The sequence below is a fragment of the Flavobacterium pallidum genome, assembly GCF_003097535.1.
Taxonomy (GTDB): Bacteria; Bacteroidota; Bacteroidia; order Flavobacteriales; family Flavobacteriaceae; genus Flavobacterium; species Flavobacterium pallidum.
Genome location: NZ_CP029187.1, coordinates 1508108 through 1530693 on the forward strand (window position 1 = coordinate 1508108; position 22586 = coordinate 1530693).

The 22586-nt window shown below is 43.1% G+C and carries 14 protein-coding genes and 1 riboswitch; of the genes, 10 read left to right on the forward strand and 4 right to left on the reverse strand.

Features of this window, described 5'->3' with window-relative positions; translation table 11 throughout:
- Positions 1 to 14: 14 nt before the first annotated feature.
- The 4 genes from tamL (at position 15) to HYN49_RS06070 (ending at position 6497) form a co-directional block, all read left to right on the forward strand.
- Positions 15 to 2564: a translocation and assembly module lipoprotein TamL gene (gene tamL, locus HYN49_RS06055; RefSeq protein WP_317045875.1), complete on the forward strand. Its 2550-nt coding sequence runs from the start codon at positions 15 to 17 to the stop codon at positions 2562 to 2564.
- Between the two features lie 48 nt (positions 2565 to 2612).
- Positions 2613 to 3680, forward strand: a complete 1068-nt coding sequence (gene fbaA / locus HYN49_RS06060) for a class II fructose-bisphosphate aldolase (protein ID WP_108903284.1) — start codon at positions 2613 to 2615, stop codon at positions 3678 to 3680.
- 72 nt (positions 3681 to 3752) lie between these two features.
- Positions 3753 to 4607: an acetyl-CoA carboxylase, carboxyltransferase subunit beta gene (gene accD, locus HYN49_RS06065; protein ID WP_108903285.1), complete on the forward strand. Its 855-nt coding sequence runs from the start codon at positions 3753 to 3755 to the stop codon at positions 4605 to 4607.
- Between the two features lie 303 nt (positions 4608 to 4910).
- Positions 4911 to 6497 (forward strand): beta-N-acetylhexosaminidase, encoded by a 1587-nt coding sequence (locus tag HYN49_RS06070; protein WP_245892270.1) that lies wholly within the window; start codon positions 4911 to 4913, stop codon positions 6495 to 6497.
- On the opposite strand, the gene HYN49_RS06075 is transcribed toward HYN49_RS06070, so the two are convergent.
- Both HYN49_RS06075 and HYN49_RS06080 read right to left on the reverse strand, forming a co-directional pair.
- Positions 6494 to 7108 (reverse strand): deoxynucleoside kinase, encoded by a 615-nt coding sequence (locus HYN49_RS06075; protein ID WP_108903286.1) that lies wholly within the window; start codon positions 7106 to 7108, stop codon positions 6494 to 6496. The genes HYN49_RS06070 and HYN49_RS06075 overlap by 4 nt on opposite strands.
- Positions 7108 to 7893 (reverse strand): hypothetical protein, encoded by a 786-nt coding sequence (locus HYN49_RS06080; RefSeq protein WP_108903287.1) that lies wholly within the window; start codon positions 7891 to 7893, stop codon positions 7108 to 7110. Before HYN49_RS06080 ends, HYN49_RS06075 begins: the two co-directional genes overlap by 1 nt.
- Before the next feature lie 112 nt (positions 7894 to 8005).
- Here HYN49_RS06080 and HYN49_RS06085 point away from each other — a divergent pair, with 112 nt between their 5' ends.
- The 3 genes from HYN49_RS06085 to HYN49_RS06095 all read left to right on the forward strand — a co-directional run bounded on the left by HYN49_RS06085 (position 8006) and on the right by HYN49_RS06095 (position 14000).
- Positions 8006 to 8908 carry a GLPGLI family protein gene (locus HYN49_RS06085; RefSeq protein ID WP_108903288.1) on the forward strand — a complete coding sequence of 301 codons (903 nt, stop codon included), beginning with the start codon at positions 8006 to 8008 and terminating at the stop codon, positions 8906 to 8908.
- Positions 8909 to 8933: 25 nt separating this feature from the next.
- Positions 8934 to 11606 carry a TonB-dependent receptor gene (locus tag HYN49_RS06090; protein WP_108903289.1) on the forward strand — a complete coding sequence of 891 codons (2673 nt, stop codon included), beginning with the start codon at positions 8934 to 8936 and terminating at the stop codon, positions 11604 to 11606.
- Positions 11607 to 11708: 102 nt separating this feature from the next.
- Positions 11709 to 14000, forward strand: coding sequence for a tetratricopeptide repeat protein (locus tag HYN49_RS06095; protein ID WP_146185057.1), 2292 nt, complete (start codon positions 11709 to 11711; stop codon positions 13998 to 14000).
- Here the strand turns inward: HYN49_RS06095 and HYN49_RS06100 are convergent, their stop codons facing one another.
- Both HYN49_RS06100 and metK read right to left on the reverse strand, forming a co-directional pair.
- The gene (locus HYN49_RS06100) at positions 14001 to 15374 is read right to left on the reverse strand and encodes a hypothetical protein (RefSeq protein ID WP_108903291.1); all 1374 of its coding nucleotides are present in this window, start codon (positions 15372 to 15374) and stop codon (positions 14001 to 14003) included.
- A 73-nt stretch (positions 15375 to 15447) separates the two neighbouring features.
- Entirely contained in the window at positions 15448 to 16698 is a 1251-nt protein-coding gene (gene metK, locus HYN49_RS06105) for a methionine adenosyltransferase (RefSeq protein ID WP_108903292.1), read from the reverse strand.
- A gap of 238 nt (positions 16699 to 16936) precedes the next feature.
- Between metK and HYN49_RS06110 the strand changes: the two genes are divergently transcribed.
- The 3 genes from HYN49_RS06110 to metH all read left to right on the forward strand — a co-directional run bounded on the left by HYN49_RS06110 (position 16937) and on the right by metH (position 22437).
- Positions 16937 to 18457, forward strand: a complete 1521-nt coding sequence (locus HYN49_RS06110; RefSeq protein WP_108903293.1) for a T9SS type A sorting domain-containing protein — start codon at positions 16937 to 16939, stop codon at positions 18455 to 18457.
- A gap of 143 nt (positions 18458 to 18600) precedes the next feature.
- Positions 18601 to 18702: riboswitch (SAM riboswitch) on the forward strand.
- 61 nt (positions 18703 to 18763) lie between these two features.
- Positions 18764 to 19765 (forward strand): homocysteine S-methyltransferase family protein, encoded by a 1002-nt coding sequence (locus HYN49_RS06115; RefSeq protein ID WP_108903294.1) that lies wholly within the window; start codon positions 18764 to 18766, stop codon positions 19763 to 19765.
- Positions 19765 to 22437, forward strand: coding sequence for a methionine synthase (metH, locus tag HYN49_RS06120; RefSeq protein WP_108903295.1), 2673 nt, complete (start codon positions 19765 to 19767; stop codon positions 22435 to 22437). The genes HYN49_RS06115 and metH overlap by 1 nt, the downstream gene beginning before the upstream one ends.
- Positions 22438 to 22586: the final 149 nt, after the last annotated feature.

Below are 22586 nucleotides of genomic sequence, written 5' to 3' on the forward strand. Positions count from 1 at the left end.
ATTTCCGCGACCACTTGAGACACGCATTTGCAAAAATAGCTTTAATTATTATAATCGGGATTATTTATTCCGGATGCAATGCCGTCAAAAGGGTTCCCAACAGGAAAAGCCTGCTCATAGATAATAAAATCACAGTTGATGGTGAGAAGGACGGCGTGCTGAACGACCTTTTGTATCAAAAGCCGAACAGCTCTATATTAGGTTACCGCTTCCGCTTAAATTTGTACAATCTGGCCAAAAAAAATCCGGACTCTTCGTACAAAGCTAAATTTTTAAACAATCCGAAAAAATACAATCGCCAGGTCAAATTGCTTTCGGCGAAACAGGTGGCGCGCAAAGGGCAGTCTTTTTGGTATTTTGGGGTGCATAATTTCCTGAAGAAAATTGGTGAAGCGCCTGTGATTATTGATGAGACCAAAGTAAAGAAGTCCATTGCCAGGGTGAAAGCCTATTATTTCAATAATGGTTATTTCTATGCAGAAGGAACTTATAAAATTGATACGCTAAAAGGGAAAAAGGGGAAAGTCAGCTATGCGTTCACAAAAGGCAACGTTTCCAGGCTCGATTCGATCAGGACCAAAATTTATACGAAGGCGCTTGATTCCTTATACCAAAGCACCAAACAATTGTCGAATCTCAAAAAAGGAGAGGTCTTCAAAACAGAAAACTTTGATGCCGAGCGCAACAGGCTCAATACCTATTTCAGGAACAATGGCGCGTTTTATTTCCAGCAGGGCAATATCAATTTCAACCTCGATACGATCAAATCGACGAGCAGGACCAATGTGGAAATGGTAATCAGCGACCAGAATGTGCGCGTTGGCGATTCGAGCTATACAAAGCCGTTCAAACTGTATAAGATCAGCAAGGTGAACATTATCACCGACAATTCCAATGACGTGGACAAGACCAAGATCAGCGACAGCGTCGCATACAACAACTTTAACCTTTACAGTTACAAAAAACTGAAATACCGCCCGAAAGCCATTACTGATGCAGTCTTTATAGCGCCGGGAACGGTGTATTCCGATTTCCGTACCAACCTCACGGTGCGTTATCTGGGCAATCTGAAGATTTTCAATTATCCGTTGGTACAATATAAGGTGGATGAAAAAGATGAAAATTCGCTTATTGCCAATATCATCCTGACCCCTCGACCGAAATACAGTTTTGGTGCTTCGCTAGATTTTACACATTCAAATATCCAGGATTTCGGAATTGCCGCCACGACTTCGCTTACGATCCGCAATGTATTCAACCGTGCCGAAACGTTGGAAATTGCGGCAAGGGGAAATATAGGGTCTTCCAAAGATCTGGCGAATCCGGACAATACGTTCTTCAATATTTCAGAATATGGATTGGACACGAAACTGAATTTTCCGCGTGTGCTTTTGCCTTTCAATACTGAGAATATCATCCCGAAAAAGATGATTCCATCCACGACGCTGAGTTTTGGTTTTGCGAAACAACGAAACATTGGTCTGGATAAGGAAAATTTTACGGGTTCCATGACTTACAACTGGACACCGAAGCGAAACCACACGGCGCGTTTTGATTTATTTAATATTCAGTATGTCAATAATTTAAAGGTGGATAATTATTTTAAGGTGTACCGGTCTTCCTATGATGCGCTCAATGAATACGGGCAGCAGTACAATGTCAATCCGGCCAACTTAAATGAGGATGGCGATTTGAGCATTCCCGACGGAACCTCAGGCTTTGTGGGCGACGTATTGGGCGGACAAACCAGCCTTAACTCAAATGACAGGGATTTTAAATCCATCAGGAGTATTGAGGAAAGGCGAAAAAGGCTTACCGAAAATAACCTGATCCTGGCCTCAAGCTATAGTTTTTCGAAAACGACAAAGACATCGTTTACGGACAATGATTTTTACATTTTCAGGACCAAACTTGAGTCTGCCGGAAATGTATTGTCGCTTTTCGCCACCGCCACAAAAACCATCGACAACCAGATTTCAAAGAAGCGCGTTTTCGGGATTGAATATTCCCAATATTTTAAAACCGAACTGGAATATATCCGCCATTGGGATTTCAAGCGTGAAAAAGTGCTGGCGATACGCGGCTTTTTTGGGATTGCAATCCCATACGGGAATTCGACCAGCGTGCCTTTTTCGCGAAGCTACTTTGCAGGCGGTTCCAACGACATCCGTGCCTGGCAACCTTACAGCCTCGGTCCGGGACGCAGTGGGGCCATCAACGATTTTAACGAAGCCAACCTGAAGCTTACAACCAGTGCCGAAATGCGTTTCAAGATATTCAACAGTTTTAAAGGAGCATTGTTTGTCGATGCCGGGAACATCTGGAATATCTATGATGACGGGCCTTATGAAGCTGAGGGCGGGAACTTTGAAGGCATTCGTTCGCTGAAGGACATTGCCGTGGGATCAGGATTCGGATTGCGGTATGACCTGAGCTTTTTCGTTGTGCGTGTTGATATGGGTTTCAAGACCTATAATCCGGCGGACACCTCAGGTAAGAAATGGTTCAGGGAGTACAATTTTGGGAACTCGGTTTTAAATATCGGTATTAATTATCCGTTCTAAAATAAGAATTGTTATTTTTGTAGACTTAACTTTAAACAGACACACACTATGGGCCACAATATAAAACCGGGGGTTGCAACAGGCGATCAGGTACAGGAAATTTTCAGGTATGCAAAAGAAAAAGGCTTTGCCCTTCCGGCAGTAAATGTGACAGGTTCCAGTACGATTAATGGTGTTTTGGAAACGGCAGCGAAGTTAAAAGCACCCGTAATTATCCAGTTTTCAAATGGCGGTGCGCAGTTCAATGCAGGAAAAGGACTTTCCAATACTGGCGAGCAATCGGCTATTTTAGGGGCTATTGCCGGAGCGAAACACATCCATACTTTGGCAGAAGCTTATGGCGCTACCGTAATCCTTCATACTGACCATTGTGCCAAGAAATTATTGCCTTGGATTGACGGATTGCTTGATGCCAGCGAAGCATTTTTTGCTGAAACCGGAAAACCACTTTACAGTTCGCATATGCTTGACCTTTCGGAAGAGCCAATGCATGAAAATATTGAGATTTGTAAAAAATACCTCGAAAGAATGAGCAAGATGGGCATGACGCTCGAAATTGAACTTGGCATTACGGGAGGAGAAGAAGATGGCGTTGACAATTCCGGTGTGGATCATTCAGAATTATATTCTACGCCTGAGGATGTGGACTATGCCTATTCCGAATTGCTGAAGGTAAGTCCGCGTTTCACCATTGCTGCCGCTTTCGGTAACGTACACGGTGTTTACAAACCTGGCAATGTGAAGCTTACGCCAACCATTTTAAGGGATTCGCAGGATTATATCCAGAAGAAGCATAATACGGGCAAAAATCCGGTTGATTTTGTGTTCCATGGCGGTTCCGGATCGACGGTTGCCGAAATCAGGGAAGCAATCAGTTATGGTGTCATTAAAATGAATATCGATACGGATTTGCAATTTGCCTTTACGGAAGGGATCCGCGATTATATGACCGGAAAAATCGATTACCTGAAAACACAGATCGGCAACCCGGAAGGAGCTGATGCTCCTAATAAAAAACACTACGATCCAAGAAAATGGGTGCGTGAAGGAGAAGTAACTTTCAACACAAGGCTGGAGCAGGCTTTTGCCGATTTGAACAACGTAAACACTTTATAATTTCAATTACGGATTACGAATTGCGAGTGGTGACCATTCATAATTCCTAATTCAAAATTCATAATTTAAGATATGGCTTGGTTTAAAAGAACAGAAAAAGGAATTACCACCGCAACAGAAGATAAGAAAGATGTGCCAAAAGGCCTTTGGTATAAATCGCCCACAGGTAAAATTATTGATGCGGATGAATTGGCAAGAAATCTTTATGTAAGTCCGGAAGATGGCTTCCATGTAAGGATTGGCAGCAAGGAATATTTCGAAATCCTTTTTGATAACAACGAATTCAAGGAACTCGATGCAAAAATGACCTCGAAGGATCCGCTACACTTTGTCGATACCAAAAAATATTCTGACCGTCTTAAGGATGCCATGGATAAGACCAAGCTCAAAGATGCCGTCCGTACCGGTGTTGGAAAATCTAAAGGACGTGACCTGGTAGTTTGCTGTATGGATTTCGCGTTCATCGGAGGTTCGATGGGAGCAGTAGTGGGTGAAAAAATTGCGCGTGGGATCGATTATTCGATAAAAAATAAAGTGCCCTTTGTAATGATTTCAAAATCAGGTGGTGCCAGGATGATGGAAGCAGCGTATTCCCTGATGCAATTGGCAAAAACCTCTGCAAAATTAGCACAATTGGCAGATGCACAGATTCCTTACATTTCCCTTTGCACGGATCCGACCACAGGTGGGACGACCGCATCTTACGCCATGCTTGGTGATGTCAATATTTCTGAACCAGGTGCTTTGATCGGATTTGCCGGACCGCGCGTTGTGAAGGATACTACTGGTAAGGACCTTCCGGAAGGTTTTCAGACAGCAGAGTTCGTCCTGGAGCATGGATTCCTGGATTTTATCACACCACGTAAGGAATTAAAAAATAAAATAAATCTTTATCTTGATTTGATTTTAAATCAAAAAATAAGATAAATCTTACAAAATTTAAAGAAAGTGCCATAAAAATACCCCCTAGGGGGTATTTTTTTTGTCATATACCTTCGCCATCTTTGTATGTGTTCAAACCACTATAAGATTGTAACTGCGTCACCCGCCGCATAATTTATTTTTTGGGGGACATTGGGTAAATTATTTTCCGTAAAGCCGGTGACCGGTTACAGGTTTGCGTTTTTTATAAGCTTAGGGGGCTTACATTTAGAAAATTATCCCGGTTCATTTCATTCTTGATGAAATAATCGGGATATGTTTTTTTATCTTAGTCCCAAACTTCGAATCATGCTTAGAAAAATAGGCTTCCTTTTGTTTTTTATGCACCTGGCTTCAGCGCAGTCACCTTTGCCCTTAATCCCGCAACCGAAGCAAGCATTGATCGGGAAAGGGGACTTTACATTAGATAACGACACACGCGTTTTTGCTGAGGAAAATTCTTTCGAAGCAAAATTCCTTATTGATTATATTGAAAAACAATATGGGATAAAGCTCAAAAAAACATCAGTGATGCCGAAAGAGGACGTTCCTGTCATTGCTTTTAACCTTCAAATTCCGGATGCCACTAATTTCGACCGTGAATATTATACATTGGAGGTAAACCCAAAGCGGATCGATATATCGGCCGCGGCAACAAACGGACAGTTCTATGCAGTCCAATCCTTAATCGAATTGCTTCCAACGGCAAAATCAAAACCATTCAAAATACCCTGCGTTCAAATATCAGATGCACCAAAATTCAAATGGCGCGGGATGCACCTCGACGTTTGCAGGCATTTCTTCTCCGTTGATTTTGTTAAAAAATATATCGATTGCCTCGCTTTATACAAGTTCAATACATTCCACTGGCACCTGACCGATGACCAGGGTTGGCGTATCGAAATTAAAAAATACCCAAAACTGACCCAAATTGGTGGCTGGCGGAACGGTACGATGGTTGGGCATTATAACGAACAACGTTATGACACGATAAAATACGGCGGATTTTATACACAGCAGCAAATCAAAGAAGTTGTTGATTATGCACAGGAAAGGCACATCACGGTTGTCCCTGAAATTGAAATGCCGGGTCATGCATTGGCAGCACTTTCGGCTTATCCCGAACTGGCATGTACCAGCGGCCCATTTGAAGCGGCAAAAGGCTGGGGTGTGTTTGACGATGTATTTTGTCCAAAGGAAGAAACTTTTTCATTCCTTCAAAATGTGCTGTCAGAAGTGATGGATCTGTTTCCGTCGGCATATATCCACATCGGAGGCGATGAGTGCCCTAAAACACGCTGGAAGGCCTGTGCGCATTGTCAGGGGCTGATTAAGGAATTGGGCTTAAAGGACGAACATGGACTGCAAAGTTATTTCATCACAAGAATTGAAAAATATGTGAACTCCAAAGGCCGTAAGATTATCGGCTGGGACGAAATACTCGAAGGCGGGCTGGCGCCGAATGCCGCTGTGATGAGTTGGCGCGGTACCGAAGGGGGGACTGCAGCGGCGAAATTAAACCACAATGTTGTCATGTCGCCAGGTTCCCATTGCTACTTCGATCAATACCAGGCCGACCCGAAAACACAGCCGCTGGCTATCGGAGGGTTGATTACGCTGGAAAAAGTATATTCGTTTAATCCGGTGCCGGAAGCACTTTCGACCGAAGAATCACAATACATCCTCGGGGCGCAGGCCAATGTCTGGACAGAGTATATGCAAACTGAAGATGATGTGGAATATATGGTTTTTCCAAGGATATCAGCATTAGCTGAAGTGCTTTGGGGAACTGCCGATCCAACAAGATATGATGATTTTACGAACAGGCTTTCGCTACATCTAAGACTACTCGATAAATGGAAAGTGACTTATTGTAAAGTGCCTTTCAAAAACTAAAACAAACCGTTGATTTCAGCATTGATACGGTCCAGGATGCTTCCAAGGTCTTCAGGATTATTCACGAAATCAATATTATCCACGTCGATAATCAACAATTTCCCTTTATTATAAGTCTGGATCCACGCTTCATAACGCTCGTTCAGCCTGCTGAGGTAATCAATTGAAATTGAATTTTCATAATCACGGCCACGCTTATGAATCTGCCCCACAAGGTTTGGGATGGAGCTTCTTAAGTAAATCATCAAATCGGGCGCCTTCACCAGGCTTTCCATCAATTCGAAAAGCGAAGTATAGTTCTGGAAATCACGATTGGTCATCAGTCCCATGGCATGAAGGTTCGGGGCGAAAATATGCGCATCTTCATAAATCGTCCTGTCCTGGATGATTTTTTTACCGCTTTCACGAATTTGCAGGATCTGCCTGAAACGGCTGTTCAGGAAATAAATCTGGAGGTTGAACGACCAACGCTCCATCTGGTGGTAAAAATCATCCAGATATGGATTGTCAACCACATCCTCATAATGGGGTTCCCATTTAAAATGCTTGGCCAGCAAACGTGTAAGGGTGGTTTTTCCGGCGCCGATATTTCCTGCTACTGCTATATGCATTACGGTAAACTGATTTTGTAATTGATTATTTCGGGGCCTGTAAAAATAGATAAAATTTGGTCTTTCAGAAAAAAACTTTTGGGTAACACCCCATTATTTTCAAACAGGTAGCTTTTGGCTGTCCTGGAGTCGAAAATCGATATTTTATTTTTTTTCCGATAGGCAAACAGCGCGTTATCCGATAGCTGCCCATCGTCAAAATCAGGGACTTCTGCCACTGGAGCTATCTTGCCATAAATATTACACTCAAACCAATTGTTATGCTCATCTATCCATTGGAACGTATTGTAATCCGTGCCATAAATCCGGATGTTTCCCTGTAATGGCGGGGCAATATCCTTTAATGTATTGTTGAGGTAATCAAAAAGGATCAATTTTTGTGAAACCGAATCATACACCCAAAGCCGGTTTTGCGACGCAGTACCACAGGCAGCTACCGTTAGCGGTTCGGGCAAAGCTGAAAAACTGATCCGCTGCACTTCATTGAGCTGGTTGTCAAGCAGTACTGCGCTGTTGAAGTTTCCGTAAAACAACAGGATCTTTAGTGGGTTTTGAAGATCTACCCTGGTAATTTTACCCAATGAAACATTTTGGTATTCGGTAAATTTTCCATCCTTAACTTTAAAGAAAGTATTGCCTTGCCGGATTCCGTAATAAAAACCCAAATTATCCGATCCGCAATAAACATCAGCCCAGATCGAAATTTCTGATTCCGTTTCGAATTTCAGTTGTGCGTTGCAAATGTTTCCTGCCAGTAAGATAAAAAGTAAAAAAAAATGTTTCATCGTTGCGCCAAAGTACAAAAAAATAAAACAATCATAATCTGTTATTTAACAAAAAAAGTGTAACGAAAACAGTGCGCTTTCGCCATATTTGCAAACATTTTAAAACATTACCATGAAAATAAATCACGTCAAAAGCATTTTTGCAATCGTTTTATTCCTGGCGTTTAAGCCGGCTTTCGCCCAAAAGGAATTCCAGGGCATGGCGGTGTATGAATCCAAAACCAGCACTGCCGATTTCAAGTCGCGTATCAGTGATAACAAAGAGATCACGCCCGAAATGCAGAAAATGATCGAAGAGCGCATGAAAAAGATGTTCGAAAAGACATTCATCCTCAGTTTTGACAAGAACGCCTCCATTTATAAGGAGGAGGAAAAACTCGAAGCGCCTGGGCAAAACGGCGGGATGCGGATGATGAATTCGATGATGGGCGGCGGCGGAACTTATTACAAAAACATCAAAGAGAAAACCTATACGGTAGATAAGGAATTCATGGGAAAAGAATTCCTTGTAAAAGATTCACTGCCGAAACTGAACTGGAAAATGGAAAGCGAAACCCGCCAGATCGGTGGTTACACCTGTTATAAAGCAACTGCTTTAATGCCGGTGAGCAAGACCGATTTCAAGAATTACAGGCTCAAGAAAAAAGACGAAACCAAGAAGGAAGATGAAGCCAAAAAAGACGAGCCAAAGAAAACCAATTTCATGGATGATGTCGAAATCCCGACCGAAATCCTGATTACGGCCTGGTATGCGCCTGAAATCCCTGTAAGCCAGGGACCTGACAATTACTGGGGTTTGCCGGGATTGATCCTCGAAGTCAATGATGGCAAAACGATCATCCTTTGCTCGAAAATCGTCATCAATCCCAAAGAAAAAGTCGAAATTAAGGCACCCAAAAACGGCAAGGAAGTTTCCCAGAAGGAATATGATGAAACTGTCATGAAAAAGATGGAAGAATTCAAAGACATGGGCGGTCCGGGAGGCAACCGCATGCAATTCAGGATGCGCGATTAATTCCCAATTTCCCAAATACAAACCCATGAGAAAATTCCTGCTGCTGTTTGCGCTCATTTCTTTTAGCGCACAGGCACAAATCATAAAAATGGAAGGTTCTGTCACTGATGCTGCCGCCGTTCCTATGGAAATGGCTAATGTCATGGCCGTGAATTTAGAAACCAAAGCCATGGATTCCTATTCGATTACCAACGACAAGGGAAAGTTCCAGCTTGCCTTGAAACCGAATACCGCTTACAGCATTAAAATCAGCTATATCGGTTTTAAAGCGGTAGAAATGACCGTCAATACCACTACCGAAAACATCGTTAAAAATATCACGCTCGAAGAAGGCGCGGTGCTCGATGAGGTGGAGATTGTTCATGAAATGCCGGTTTCGATCAAGGGAGATACCATCGTTTACAACGCTGATTCTTTTACCAGCGGCACCGAAAAGAAACTGGAAGATGTGCTCAAAAAGCTTCCAGGTGTTGAAGTCAATGCCGATGGAGAAGTGGAAGTGGAAGGCAAGAAAGTCCAGAAACTGATGGTGGAAGGCAAGGATTTTTTTGACGGCGATACCAAACTCGGCGTGAAGAATATCCCGGCCGACGCGATTGACAAAGTGCAGGTTTTACGAAATTACAACGAAATCGGGGCGTTAAAAGGGCTTGAAAACAATGAGGAAAGTGTCGCGATGAACATCAAGCTTAAAGACGGTAAAAAGAATTTCTGGTTTGGGGATTTTACAGCAGCGGCAGGTCCTGACGAGCGTTACCTTGTGAATCCGAAATTGTTTTATTACAATCCGAAATACAGCATCAACCTGATTACCAATTTCAATAATGTCGGGGAACTGCCGCTTACTATGCAGGATTATTTCAAGTTTACGGGCGGTTTTCGGAACATGATGAAAAAAGGGGGCAGTAATTTTAATGTATCGTCAAACGATCTTGGGATTTCATTGCTGCGCAACAACCGCGCCAAGGAAATCGAAACGCGTTTCGGGGCGACGAATTTTTCCTATAATGCAAGTAAAAGCTGGAGTTTGAGCGGTTTCGCTATACTTTCTTCATCAACCACAGAAACGGAAACAAAATCGCAATCCGTTATCCTTGATACGAACGACCAGCAAAAAAGCGACGACAAATCGCTGCAGAAAAGTGACTTGGGATTATTCAAACTCAGCTCAAGCTACAAGCCAAACACCAAATTCCAATTTGATTACGACCTGCTTTCCAAATTGTCAAAACAAAAGGAATATGATGGGCTTTTCAGAGAATCTATTGTTGACAATGCAGCTTCTTCTGAAAATATTTATACCAATAAAAACCAAAGCCCGACATCGGTGAACCAGAACCTGAGCATGTATTACACCCAAAGCGATAAAAACGTTTTTGCGCTCGAAGTGCAGCACCTGTACCAGGATGAAGATCCTTTTTACAATGCGAACCTGCAGACGCAGCCTTTCAACCTGCTAGGGTATGTGTCAGGGCAAAACAGGAACGACATCAATCAGGAGCGATTTGTGAAAACCAATAAGCTCGATGCCAAACTGGATTACTATTACATGCTTACGCCGAAAAGCAACATCAACCTGACTTTTGGCGATACGTATTCGCACCAGGATTTCAACTCGCATATCTTCCAGGTTTTGGATGATAACTCCCGCAATGACCTTGATGAGCCGATCAATAATAACAAAGTGCGTTACAATTTCAACGATGCTTTTGTTGGGCTGCATTATAAGATACTGACCGGGAAATTCACGTTTACCCCGGGTTTCAGCGTGCATTCTTACACGATGAATAATGAGCAGTCAGGCAAGGAATACAAACAGGATTTCTTCAGGGTTTTACCGGATTTCTTTGCTTTGTACCAGATTAAGAAGTCGGAAACACTGACGTATAATTTTTCGGTCTCAAATGATTTTACGGATATCAGCCAGCTTATTGAAGGCAATGTATTTTCGTCCTACAGCGGCTTGTTTCGTGGTAACAGCACGTTGGAAAACGCCACTTCACAGGTGCATTCGCTGCGGTATTTCAAATACAATATGTTCAATTTTGAGAACATCAGCGGTTACCTTCAATATTCGAGGAAAGTCGATGCGGTTAAAACCAATGCGGTTTTTGACGGAATCAACCAGACTTCAAATCCATACAATTCCAATTTCGCTGATGAGAATTTTTCCGCTTTCGGGAATTATGGGCGTTCCTTCCTGAGGAATTATAAGGCCTCAGTCAATGCGAGTTTCAATTGGTCCAAATTCAACAATATCCAGAACGGCGTTTTGCGGGAAACGGAAAGCTTTACGCACAGCTATACGCTGAAGGCGGCTACAATTTATAAAAACCTGCCCAATATTGAAGTCGGGTACAACATCAGTATCAATGATTACAACAACTCGACATTTATTACGGACAGGCCGTTCGTAAACCTTGATTATTTTTTCATGAAAAGTTTTGCTTTTACGGCAGAATATGAATTTTACCATTACCGCAATGATGACAACACCGTCAGCAATGAATATGATTTCCTGACAGCCAGCCTGAGCTACCAAAGGGAAAACAGCAAATGGGAGTTTAAGCTTTCAGGCACAAACCTTTTAAACACCACTTCGCTGAATGATGACGGGTTTACGCAGTTTTCGACCAGGACTTCGCAATATTTTGTCCAGCCCAGATATGTATTATTTGGCATAAAATATGAGTTATAATGCAATAAAAAATCCGTCTTGAAGCGGATTTTTTTATGTGCTGATGTTTTGCCGAAATAAAAAAACAATATCTTTCTGCTTCAAAAAAAAACAATCACAAATATGAAAAAGCTATTGCTTTTAATGCTGCCTCTCTGTGGTGCTTTTGCCCAAACCAAAGATGTCAGGCCCGGCGTGTATGAGTCGAACAGTATGGGGACTAATTTCTTATTGCGTGTCAACGACAACAACACGTATGAACTGGTGTTCCTGCATGGTGATTTTGAAAAGGAGGGCGATACGCTCCGGCTGAAGACAAAAAAATCGACTGAAGGGGATTTTGCCGTCACGCCCGTGGCAACAGCTAAAAATGCCACTGCGCTGACACTTACTTTCCGGGGCATGACATCACGCTATTTTTTACGGAGTGTTTTCATCGGGACACAACACAGCGATTCGCGTCCGCCGGAGTATAAGAGCGCACGTGATTACATCAAGACCGCCAATGCAGAAACGGATGAATATACGAACAGTGAGCCGGTATCGATTAAAATCGACAGGACGAAATATTTGTATCTGCTGAACTACAAAAATTACTTCTCAAGGGGAAATACCGAAAACCCCACCATCATCTCTAAGTTTGAAATCCCTGACGACGTGTCCGAAGTGGATGTAGAGTTTGATGTCAACAAGATGGGCGACATGAATTTCAGGATTTATAAAAATGAAAAAGACCAGTTGGTAATGACGGAAGGTAAATCGCCGCTGGTTTTTGTTTTTAAGGAGGAGAATGGCCAGGCAAAAGCTTCGAATAAATTATCGGCGCAGTTGATTGAAGACAAGGATTTTGCCAAGAATGCCGGATTTGTACCCGATTCTGATGAAATCCTTGAAGGAGTGATTGAAGAAAACACGCCTTCATACACCTTTAAATACACTATCGACAAATCTTTTACAGAGGCGCAGAAAGCGATAGCCAAATCCAAAAACAAATTCCTTGTTGTGGATTTTGATTATGAAAATAAGAACAGCCAGGCGGATTTCGATAAATTCATAAAGCGTGCGGAAACGGAATTGGGCTACGCCATGAACTCAGAATACGTGGAAAGTGAAGACCATTTCAATTTTTACCATGCGTCAGATAAGGATAAAAATCAGCTTTCGAAAAATAAGCTTGACGCTAAAAAACCGCAAATCCTGATTTATAATGCCGATGGGGATCTGATTTACCATACGTCGTCAACCTTGAAAAAATCAGGGTATTTCAGTAGCTATAATTCCATTTACAGCGAATTGAAACAAGCTGATGACTACCTGAAATTCGACCGTGCGGTTTCTAACAAAAAGGCTACTGTGCCTGAATTGGCCAAAATCTTTAGGGCTGGAGTCCATATGGAAAAACCTTATGCCGCTTCAGGTGCGCAAACCACGTATATTGAGAATGAGGCTGTCGTGGAGGCAGTTGACACTACAACTGCCGTTTATGATTATGAGGTGCATGAAAGTGTCATCGGCGACAGGGAAAATCTCTACAAATTAAAAACAACGCCTGAAGCCGTAAAGGCAAAATGGGCACAAATCGTTGCGTTTTACAAGAAATCGAATGCTTACAATCAGGATTATATCGATGCAGGGCTTAATGAAATCAGCAACAATGGTTTGACTTCGAAGCTTTTCAGTGAAAGCAAAAATGAACTTTCCGGAGTCACGTTCGATTTCCTTGATTATGTTTTTGCGCACAGGGCAGAAATTAAGAAAGCAGAAGCGGGCTTCAGCGGAGAAGATGATACAGCATGGCATTATGACGGGAATGATGTCGATAGTTTGCTCAATGCGTTCTTCGGAGCGCAGGCTTATGCAGAATCCGTAGATAAGCCGCAGCAGGATAAATTGCGAGATTATTACAAAAAATATGTTGCGTTGTCAGGCGGGGATCCGCTTTTGCAGCAATCGTATTTTTACTTTGTGCAGAATGGGGTTTCACCCGAAACCGAGCGCGAGTATCTTGATGCTTACGCGAAGTTTTTTAACTCGGTAATCAAGTCGGACAGCAGCATTATTGAAAATCTGGACCGGGCTTTCAGCGATTCATTTTCAGGGAGTAACGACTGGCAGAGTTTTAAATATGAATTTGCCAACACGGCCAACAATCTGGCGTGGTATGTTGTAGAACACAGGCTGGGCCCTGCCGACCTTAAGGAAGCCATCCGTTGGTCCGAGGCAAGTTTGAGGATTGAAATTAAGAATGCCTATTACCTCGATACCTTGGCGCAACTGTATTACCTGAATGGGCAAAAGCAAAAAGCAATTTTTACCGAAGAGCGCGCCGCATCGGCCGCTGGGGAACTTGACGATCCCGAAATCAAATTAAAATATGAGGAGATCCTTCAAAAAATGAAACAGGGCACTTATTAATCACCAAAGGCATTTACAAGAGCCGTTAGGCTGTATTTTCCTGAAATTCAAATAGCGGTACCACCATTTTGTCCTGATAAAATCAGTTTTACTGAGGTCGGCAAACCTGGTGGTATCGCCTTTATAAACGAGGGTGCAGCTTATTTTCCATTTGGGGTGGCTTTTAACCCAATTGGCCGCACGATGACGAAATTCGGTTACAGGCAACATAAATCCTTCGACTTTTTCCTTTTGCAGCCGCTGATCTAATTTGAGGATGAGGAGATTGTCTTCTTCAAAATCAAAAATTTTGGTTTTACGGGTGTCAATCAGCAAATGATTGCTCCTGCTTTTTTCGGTAACCAGGTTGCTGAACATCGTGAGGTTTGCAGAATTTCCAAGACCGATGTAGGTTTTCATCGACCAAACACTAATCAGCAGGCAGCAACAGGCGGGCAATATATATTCTTTTCGGCTCAGCTTGCTGCCTGTGGGTTGATAATTTTTCAGGTAAAATATAAAAAACAATATGGCACCGATATTGAATATGGCACCGTGAATGTGCGGGACATGTTGGGCAACGATGTATTTGTCCAGAAAGGGTTTGAGTAAGTTCGTTGCGATGATGAGGAATAAATAAGTACGGATGTATTTTAATAGCCTGAAATCGAATTTTGCCGCTTCAAAATCAACAAGGCAGCCCAGGATCAGAAAACAGGCCAGCGCTGAAAAATCCCCGAAAACAGTCAGCCCAAGGTAAATATGGAATGACAGTAAAATGATGGCGCTGTATTTTCGGGTTTTTGTCCAAAGCAGGCCAAAAGGAACAATGATTTCTGTAAAAATGGTTGCGTATTGGAAAAAACCGGATATTCCTGAAGAAAGCGCAATCGGTTTTGAAGTGAGTATGGAAAGTGCATAAGTATTGATGTCATTGACGCAGCTCACATTGCTGTTGAAAAAATCGGTATTGAGTTTGTGGAAACCGGTGTAGAAATAGACTGTGATTAGAGAAAACCGGAAAAGCGTAGCTGCCATGTTGGGCGGTATTGAAAAACGCCGGTTTGCTATTTTAGCCAGCAGCAGCACCAGAATGATGATTTCTATGAAGAATTCGAGATTGGAATGGTTGGCCATTCTTGGGAATTTGCCGCCGAAATGCACCATCGTAAAAACACCATTCGCAACAGAGGCCCACCAATACCTGATATTGATCATGGAAATGATTCCAAAGAAAAGCAAGACTATGATAAAGCTGAGGTCTTTCCTGTAGATGGAATGGAAATTCATCAGTAGTGCGCCGTTGAAAAATGCAAGCAACATCAGGTAATTCGGATTGGAGATCAGTCCTGTTGCAGGTTGTATCAGTAAAGGGCGGATGAATTTATCGTACATCGTTGTTTTGTCTGTTGCAAAATAATAAAAAAAGCCCGACTAATGCCGGGCTCCTGTATTTATATTCTTCAGATTACAATCCGAAAACTGATTTTACTTTGTCAACGAAATCCAGTTTTTCCCAGGTGAATAATTCGACCGTTAATGATTTAGTCTCGCCTGTCGGGCTTTTAAAAGTCTTGGTTACGGTTTCCGGTTTCCTTCCCATGTGGCCGTAAGCAGCTGTTTCGCTGTAAATCGGGTTTCTCAATTTCAGCCTTTGTTCGATAAAATAGGGACGCATGTCGAAAATGTCCTCGACTTTTTTAGCAATTTCACCATCGCTCAGGCTTACTTTTGAAGTGCCATAAGTATTGATGTAAATACCCATTGGTTTGGCTACACCGATGGCATAGGAAACCTGTACCAGGATTTCATCTGCAATGCCGGCAGCAACGAGGTTTTTGGCGATATGCCTTGTAGCGTACGCTGCGCTGCGGTCAACTTTACTCGGGTCTTTTCCTGAAAATGCTCCACCACCATGTGCGCCTTTGCCACCATAAGTATCTACGATGATCTTGCGGCCTGTCAAGCCGGTATCGCCATGTGGCCCGCCTATAACGAACTTGCCGGTCGGATTGATATGGTATTCGATTTTGTCGTTGAACAAATGCGCGTATTGTGGATATTTCCCGATAATCCTCGGGATAAGCAGTTCAATAATGTCTTTCTTGATTTTTGAAAGCATCAAAGCTTCCTCGTCAAAATCGTCGTGCTGCGTTGATATTACAATCGCGTCAATACGTGAAGGTTTATTATTGTCGTCGTATTCCAGCGTTACCTGTGATTTTGCATCAGGCCGCAGGTAAGTGATTTCGGAATTTTCACGGCGCATTTCCGCCAGTTCCTGAAGTAATTTATGTGACAGGTCGAGTGCCAATGGCATATAATCTGCAGTTTCATTGGTGGCATAACCAAACATCATCCCCTGGTCTCCGGCCCCTTGATCCTCTTTGTTTGCACGGTCAACACCCTGATTGATATCTTGTGATTGCTCATGGATAGCAGATAAAACGCCGCAGGAATTGGCCTCGAACATATATTCACTCTTGGTGTATCCTATTTTCTTAATGACATCCCTGGCGATCTGCTGTACATCGAGATATGTTTTTGACTTTACTTCTCCGGCGAGGATTACCTGACCGGTTGTCACAAGTGTTTCACAGGCCACTTTTGAATCAGTGTCAAAAGCAAGGAAATTGTCAATTAAAGCGTCAGAAATCTGATCGGCAACTTTGTCGGGATGTCCTTCACTAACAGATTCCGAGGTGAACAAATAAGCCATAAAAATTGATTTTTTTATTTAATTCCGGAGGGTCTTGTCGATTGCGCAGGCTAAAGAAGGGAACTTGCTTTAGCATTTTTTCATGAGGTTGCAATCAGTCAAATTTCTCCTCTTTTTTAATTTTCGCCTGCAAATGTATGAAACCGTTTCTTAAAATTTACAAGGATTTGAAAATAAGTTTTTTTTATTTCAAAAAAGGATTACTTTTACCGTTCATTAAATCAATTAATTAAAAATTATGAAAAAACTATTACTATTATTTGGGATTGCCCTGACTGGTGCCGGTGCTTTTGCACAGGGTGCTTCGTGTGCGGCCGCCACTACAGTAACTTCGGGATCGACTTATGTTATGGCACCGATTGCTTCAGGTACGTATGTTAACGGATGTAATTCGGATACTGCACCTAATGGAAAGTGGTATAAATTTACCGCTCCTTCAGGAGGTATGATTAAGGTTGATGCGACCCTTGCTGTGAACCCTGGTGGAACTACCGGAGTGGATACTGCAGTTCACGTATTTTCAGGAACTTGTGGAACGCTGGCCTGCGTGGCTTTTAATGATGATTCTGCTGCGGCTGATTACAGGTCTTTGATTGCAGATTTAGTGGTTACTGCAGGAACGACTTATTATATCGAATGGGATAACAGATGGCAAGATAACGTAGGATTTTCATGGCAGTTTACTTTTACGCCTGTAAGTTGTTTTGCACCAACAGGATTCACTTATGTACCTCCTGCACCTACAACAACTTCGGTTGCTTTGGGATGGACGGCTCCTGCGCAGGGATTACCTGAAGGATATCAATTTGAATGGGGTCCAATCGGATTCACTCAGGGAACAGGTACTTTGATATCAACTACTGACACAAGCGTTGTCTTGTCTACTTTGAGCCCGAATTCAGTTTATGACTTTTACATCAGGACTGACTGTGGATTGGGTGACTACAGCATTTGGGAAGGGCCTATCTCTTTCTCAACTGAGTTTGACGTTGCTTCCGTACCTTACAACACAAGTTTTGAAGAGGCTAATTTTGGTTTCGTAGGCTGGACACAGGATGCTCCTACGGGCTATGCAGGTCAGGCATGGAGGGTTTATAATGCTGGTCCAAATACGCCATTGACTCAGGAAGGAGAGCGCTCTGCTTTGGTTTTTGCAGGTGCTGCAGCTGACGGAAATAATGATGTATGGTTGCTTTCAAGAGGACTTAACCTTGCTGCCAATTCACCGGTAACAGTTACTTATTATATAAGAAACTATTTGGCAACTGGAAGTACAGGTTCAACAACATATGAATTAAAAGCAGGTACAACACAGGATGTTGCAGGAATGACTATTCCAATCGCTGCTGAGACTGTAACAGACGTAGCTTTTGCACAGAAGACTTTTAACTTCACGCCAACTACAGCTGGAACTTATTTCTTAGGTTTCCACTCTACAAATGTTGTAAATGCAGGTACACAAGCTACTTTCCTTGACAACGTGACAGTTAGTCAGGTATTGGGTACTGAAGATGTTTTTGCATCGCAATTCGCAGTATATCCAAACCCTGCGACTAGCACTGTAAACATCAGCAACACTACTGATGCTTTGATTACCAATGTTAAAGTTACGGACTTGAAAGGACGCACAGTGAAAAACAACAACTTTGTGGCTTCTTCCAATATTCAAATCAATACCTCAGATTTGTCTTCAGGTGTTTACATGCTGAACATCACTTCTGATAAAGGTACTGCTGTAAAGAAAATCGTGAAAAAATAATTTTTTCCTTTCTTATAAACTAAGGCCCGCTATATAGCGGGCTTTTTTTTGGTTCGAACTAAAACGTTTTCGGAATATTTTGCCTGAAATGTTGCGGGAACAGTTTCTTATCACGTACTTTGCAGCGTTCATTACTTTATTGAAAGTTATCACGAAAGGCAGAGGGATTAGACCCGTTGAAGCCTTAGCAACCCTTTACCTATAAAGAAGGTGCTACATTCTACCGGTTTCCGGATAGATAACAACATAAATACTTTATTGTATTTTCTGCTTTCCTGATGACATTCATAAATATAAATTTATTGTATGTCAAGAATTCATGATATTATCCAAAAAAGAATCCTCGTGCTCGACGGCGCTATGGGCACCATGCTGCAACGTTACAATTTCTCTGAAGACGATTTCCGTGGGAGCCGTTTTAAAGATTTTGCATTTCCACTGAAAGGGAACAACGACCTTTTATCACTTACCCAGCCACAAGCTATTCGCGAGGTTCACAGACTTTATTTTGAAGCCGGGGCCGACATCGTTGAGACCAACACTTTTTCGTCAACTACAATTGGAATGGCCGATTATCACCTGGAGGATTTTGTTTACGAACTTAATTTCGAATCTGCTAAAATTGCGCGTGAAGTAGCCAATGAATTCACCGCTGCAAATCCTGATAAGCCTCGTTTTGTAGCAGGATCGATAGGGCCAACGAACAGGACTGCCAGCATGTCGCCTGACGTCAATGATCCGGGATTCCGTGCCATCACTTTCGACGAGCTCAGGGTGGCGTACAGACAGCAAACAGAAGCCTTATTAGACGGTGGCTGTGATCTTTTACTGGTCGAAACCATTTTCGATACGCTGAATGCCAAGGCTGCTTTATTCGCGATTGAAGAGGTCAAAGAAGAACGTCGATCTGACATCCCTGTAATGGTTTCCGGAACAATTACCGACGCTTCCGGAAGGACATTGTCCGGGCAGACCGTGGAAGCATTTCTAATTTCGATTGAACATCTACCTTTATTGAGTATAGGATTTAACTGTGCTTTGGGAGCAGATCAGCTCAAGCCTTATCTTAAAAGGTTGGCCAGGAATACCAGCCTGAATATTTCCGCGCATCCTAACGCCGGACTTCCAAATGCATTCGGGCAATATGATCAGACCCCGGAAGAAATGCAATTGCTTATCAGGGAATATCTGACCGATAATCTCATTAACATCATCGGTGGTTGCTGCGGGACAACGCCGGAGCATATCAAACTGATCGCCGAAGTCGCTGCACAATTTAAGCCAAGACCCATTTTAGAAAACGCCTGATGCCTCAAAACAAATATTTAAGATTATCCGGACTCGAGCCGCTGATTGTTACTCCTGAAACGAATTTTGTCAATATTGGTGAAAGGACCAATGTCACTGGCTCCAGGAAATTCCTGCGCCTCATAAAAGAGGAACGCTATGAAGAAGCACTTGAAATCGCCCGTACGCAGGTTGAAGGTGGCGCACAGATCATCGACATAAACATGGACGAAGGGATGCTTGACGGTGTTTATGCGATGACGGTTTTCCTGAACCTGATTGCGGCCGAGCCTGACATCGCCCGTGTCCCGGTGATGATTGACAGCTCAAAATGGGAAATTATTGAAGCCGGCCTCAAAGTGACCCAGGGGAAAAGTGTGGTAAACTCGATTTCGTTAAAAGAAGGGAAAGACAACTTTATCCGTCAGGCGAAATTGATTAAAAGATACGGCGCCGCAGTCATCGTAATGGCTTTTGACGAAAACGGCCAGGCCGATACTTACGAGCGCCGGATCGAAATCTGTAAAAGGTCTTATGATGTTTTGGTCAACGAAGTGGGTTTTGCTGCTGAAGACATCATTTTCGATCCGAATATTTTTCCAGTGGCCACGGGCATGGAAGAACACAAGCGGAATGCGCTTGATTTTTTCAACGCGACTAAATGGATCCGTGAAAACCTGCCACATGCCCATGTCAGCGGCGGTGTCAGCAACGTGTCTTTTTCCTTCCGGGGTAATGATAAAGTGCGTGAAGCGATGCACTCGGCTTTTCTGTATCATGCGATACAACATGGCATGACGATGGGAATCGTGAATCCGGAAATGCTGGAAGTGTATGATGAGATTCCAAAGGATTTGCTTGAACGCGTAGAGGATGTCTTGCTGAACCGCCGCGAAGATGCTACGGAAAGATTACTCGATTTCGCTGAAAATATTAAAGGAGACACCAAGAACACCGAAAAAGTAGTTCAGGAATGGCGTTCCGGTTCAGTCCAGGAAAGGATCACGCATGCTTTGGTAAAAGGCATTGATGAATTTATTGAAAAGGACGTTGAGGAGGCCCGTTTGTCAGCTGCCAAACCCATTGAAGTAATCGAAATCAACCTGATGACAGGAATGAATGTCGTCGGGGATTTGTTCGGGAGCGGAAAGATGTTTTTGCCGCAGGTGGTCAAATCGGCGCGGGTGATGAAAAAAGCGGTGGCATATCTGCTTCCGTTTATTGAAGCCAGTAAAAACAATGTAAAAAGCACCAACGCCAAAATCCTGATGGCCACTGTAAAAGGAGATGTCCATGATATCGGCAAGAATATCGTTTCAGTGGTTTTAGCCTGCAATAATTATGAAATCATTGACTTGGGTGTGATGGTGCCACCTGAAAAGATTATTGAAGCGGCTGTAAAAGAAAACGTCGATATTATCGGGCTTAGCGGTTTGATCACGCCTTCGCTCGATGAAATGGTGTACCTCGCCAGAGAACTCGAAAGCCGCAACATTAATATTCCTGTTATGATTGGCGGAGCCACGACTTCGCGTGCGCATACGGCGGTAAAAATCGCTCCGGAATACAGCCATACTGTAATCCATGTGAACGATGCTTCACGCGCGGTTACGGTCGCCGGAAATCTTATCAATGCTGCCGGGAAAGCGGAGTATGCCCAAACGTTACGAGCCGAATATGACGAACTCAGGGAAGGATACCTGAGCCGGGCACGCGATAAGCATTTCCTGAAAATTGAAGATGCCAGAAATAATAAGCTGAAACTGGATTGGGAAAACTTCGAGCCTGTCCTTCCAAAATTTCAAGGTGTAAAAACCATTGAAGTCGACCCGGAAATATTAATCCCATACATTGATTGGACACCGTTTTTCCGTACATGGGAATTGTTTGGGAAGTATCCGGCCATCCTGACCGATAAGATTGTAGGCGAGGAAGCTACAGCGTTGTTTAAGGATGCGAAACAGCTTTTATCCCAGATTTTTGAAGAAAAAAGATTTACCGCAAGAGGCGTGTTCGGTGTTTTTGAAGCAAACCAGGTTAACGATGATGATATTGAAATCCGTGATGTTAAGGGAAACATCGTCGATAAATTCTTAACCCTGCGCCAGCAGTCGCAAAAGACTAAAGGCGCACCGAATCTCGCTTTAGCCGATTTTATTGCGCCAAAAGCGTCAAACAAAAAAGATTTTATCGGGGCATTTTGCGTTACCACAGGTTTTGGCGTGGAAACATGGGCGGCGGAATTCGAAAAAGACCTTGACGATTACAACGCCATTATGGTCAAAGCATTGGCGGATCGGCTTGCGGAAGCTTTTGCGGAATACCTGCATGAAAAAGTCCGGAAGGAGTCCTGGGGGTACGCTTCCGATGAAAACCTGACAAACGAAGAACTGATAGAAGAAGAATATAAAGGAATACGCCCTGCGCCGGGTTATCCGGCCTGTCCTGACCATTTGGAAAAACCGACGATTTGGAAAATCCTCGATGTCGAAAGCCATATCGGGGTAAAGCTGACCGAGAATATGGCAATGTGGCCGGCATCGTCGGTGTCGGGATATTATTTTGCAAATCCGCAAAGTAAATATTTCGGGTTGGGGAAAATCAAGGAGGATCAGGTTCAGGATTACGCGAAACGCCGTGGGATTTCGACTGCCGAAGCACAGAAGTGGCTGGGCCCCAACATCGTCGATTGACGCAGGGACCGCGTGAGGGATTGCAGCAAGGTGCCGTGCACCGCGGAAAGCCCGACCCGCAGGGGCACGCCAAAAAAATAAAAATAATAATTGGTTCAAGGCGCAGGCTACAGGGTATAATTCCCAAGACCTAAACCCTGAACCCTGAA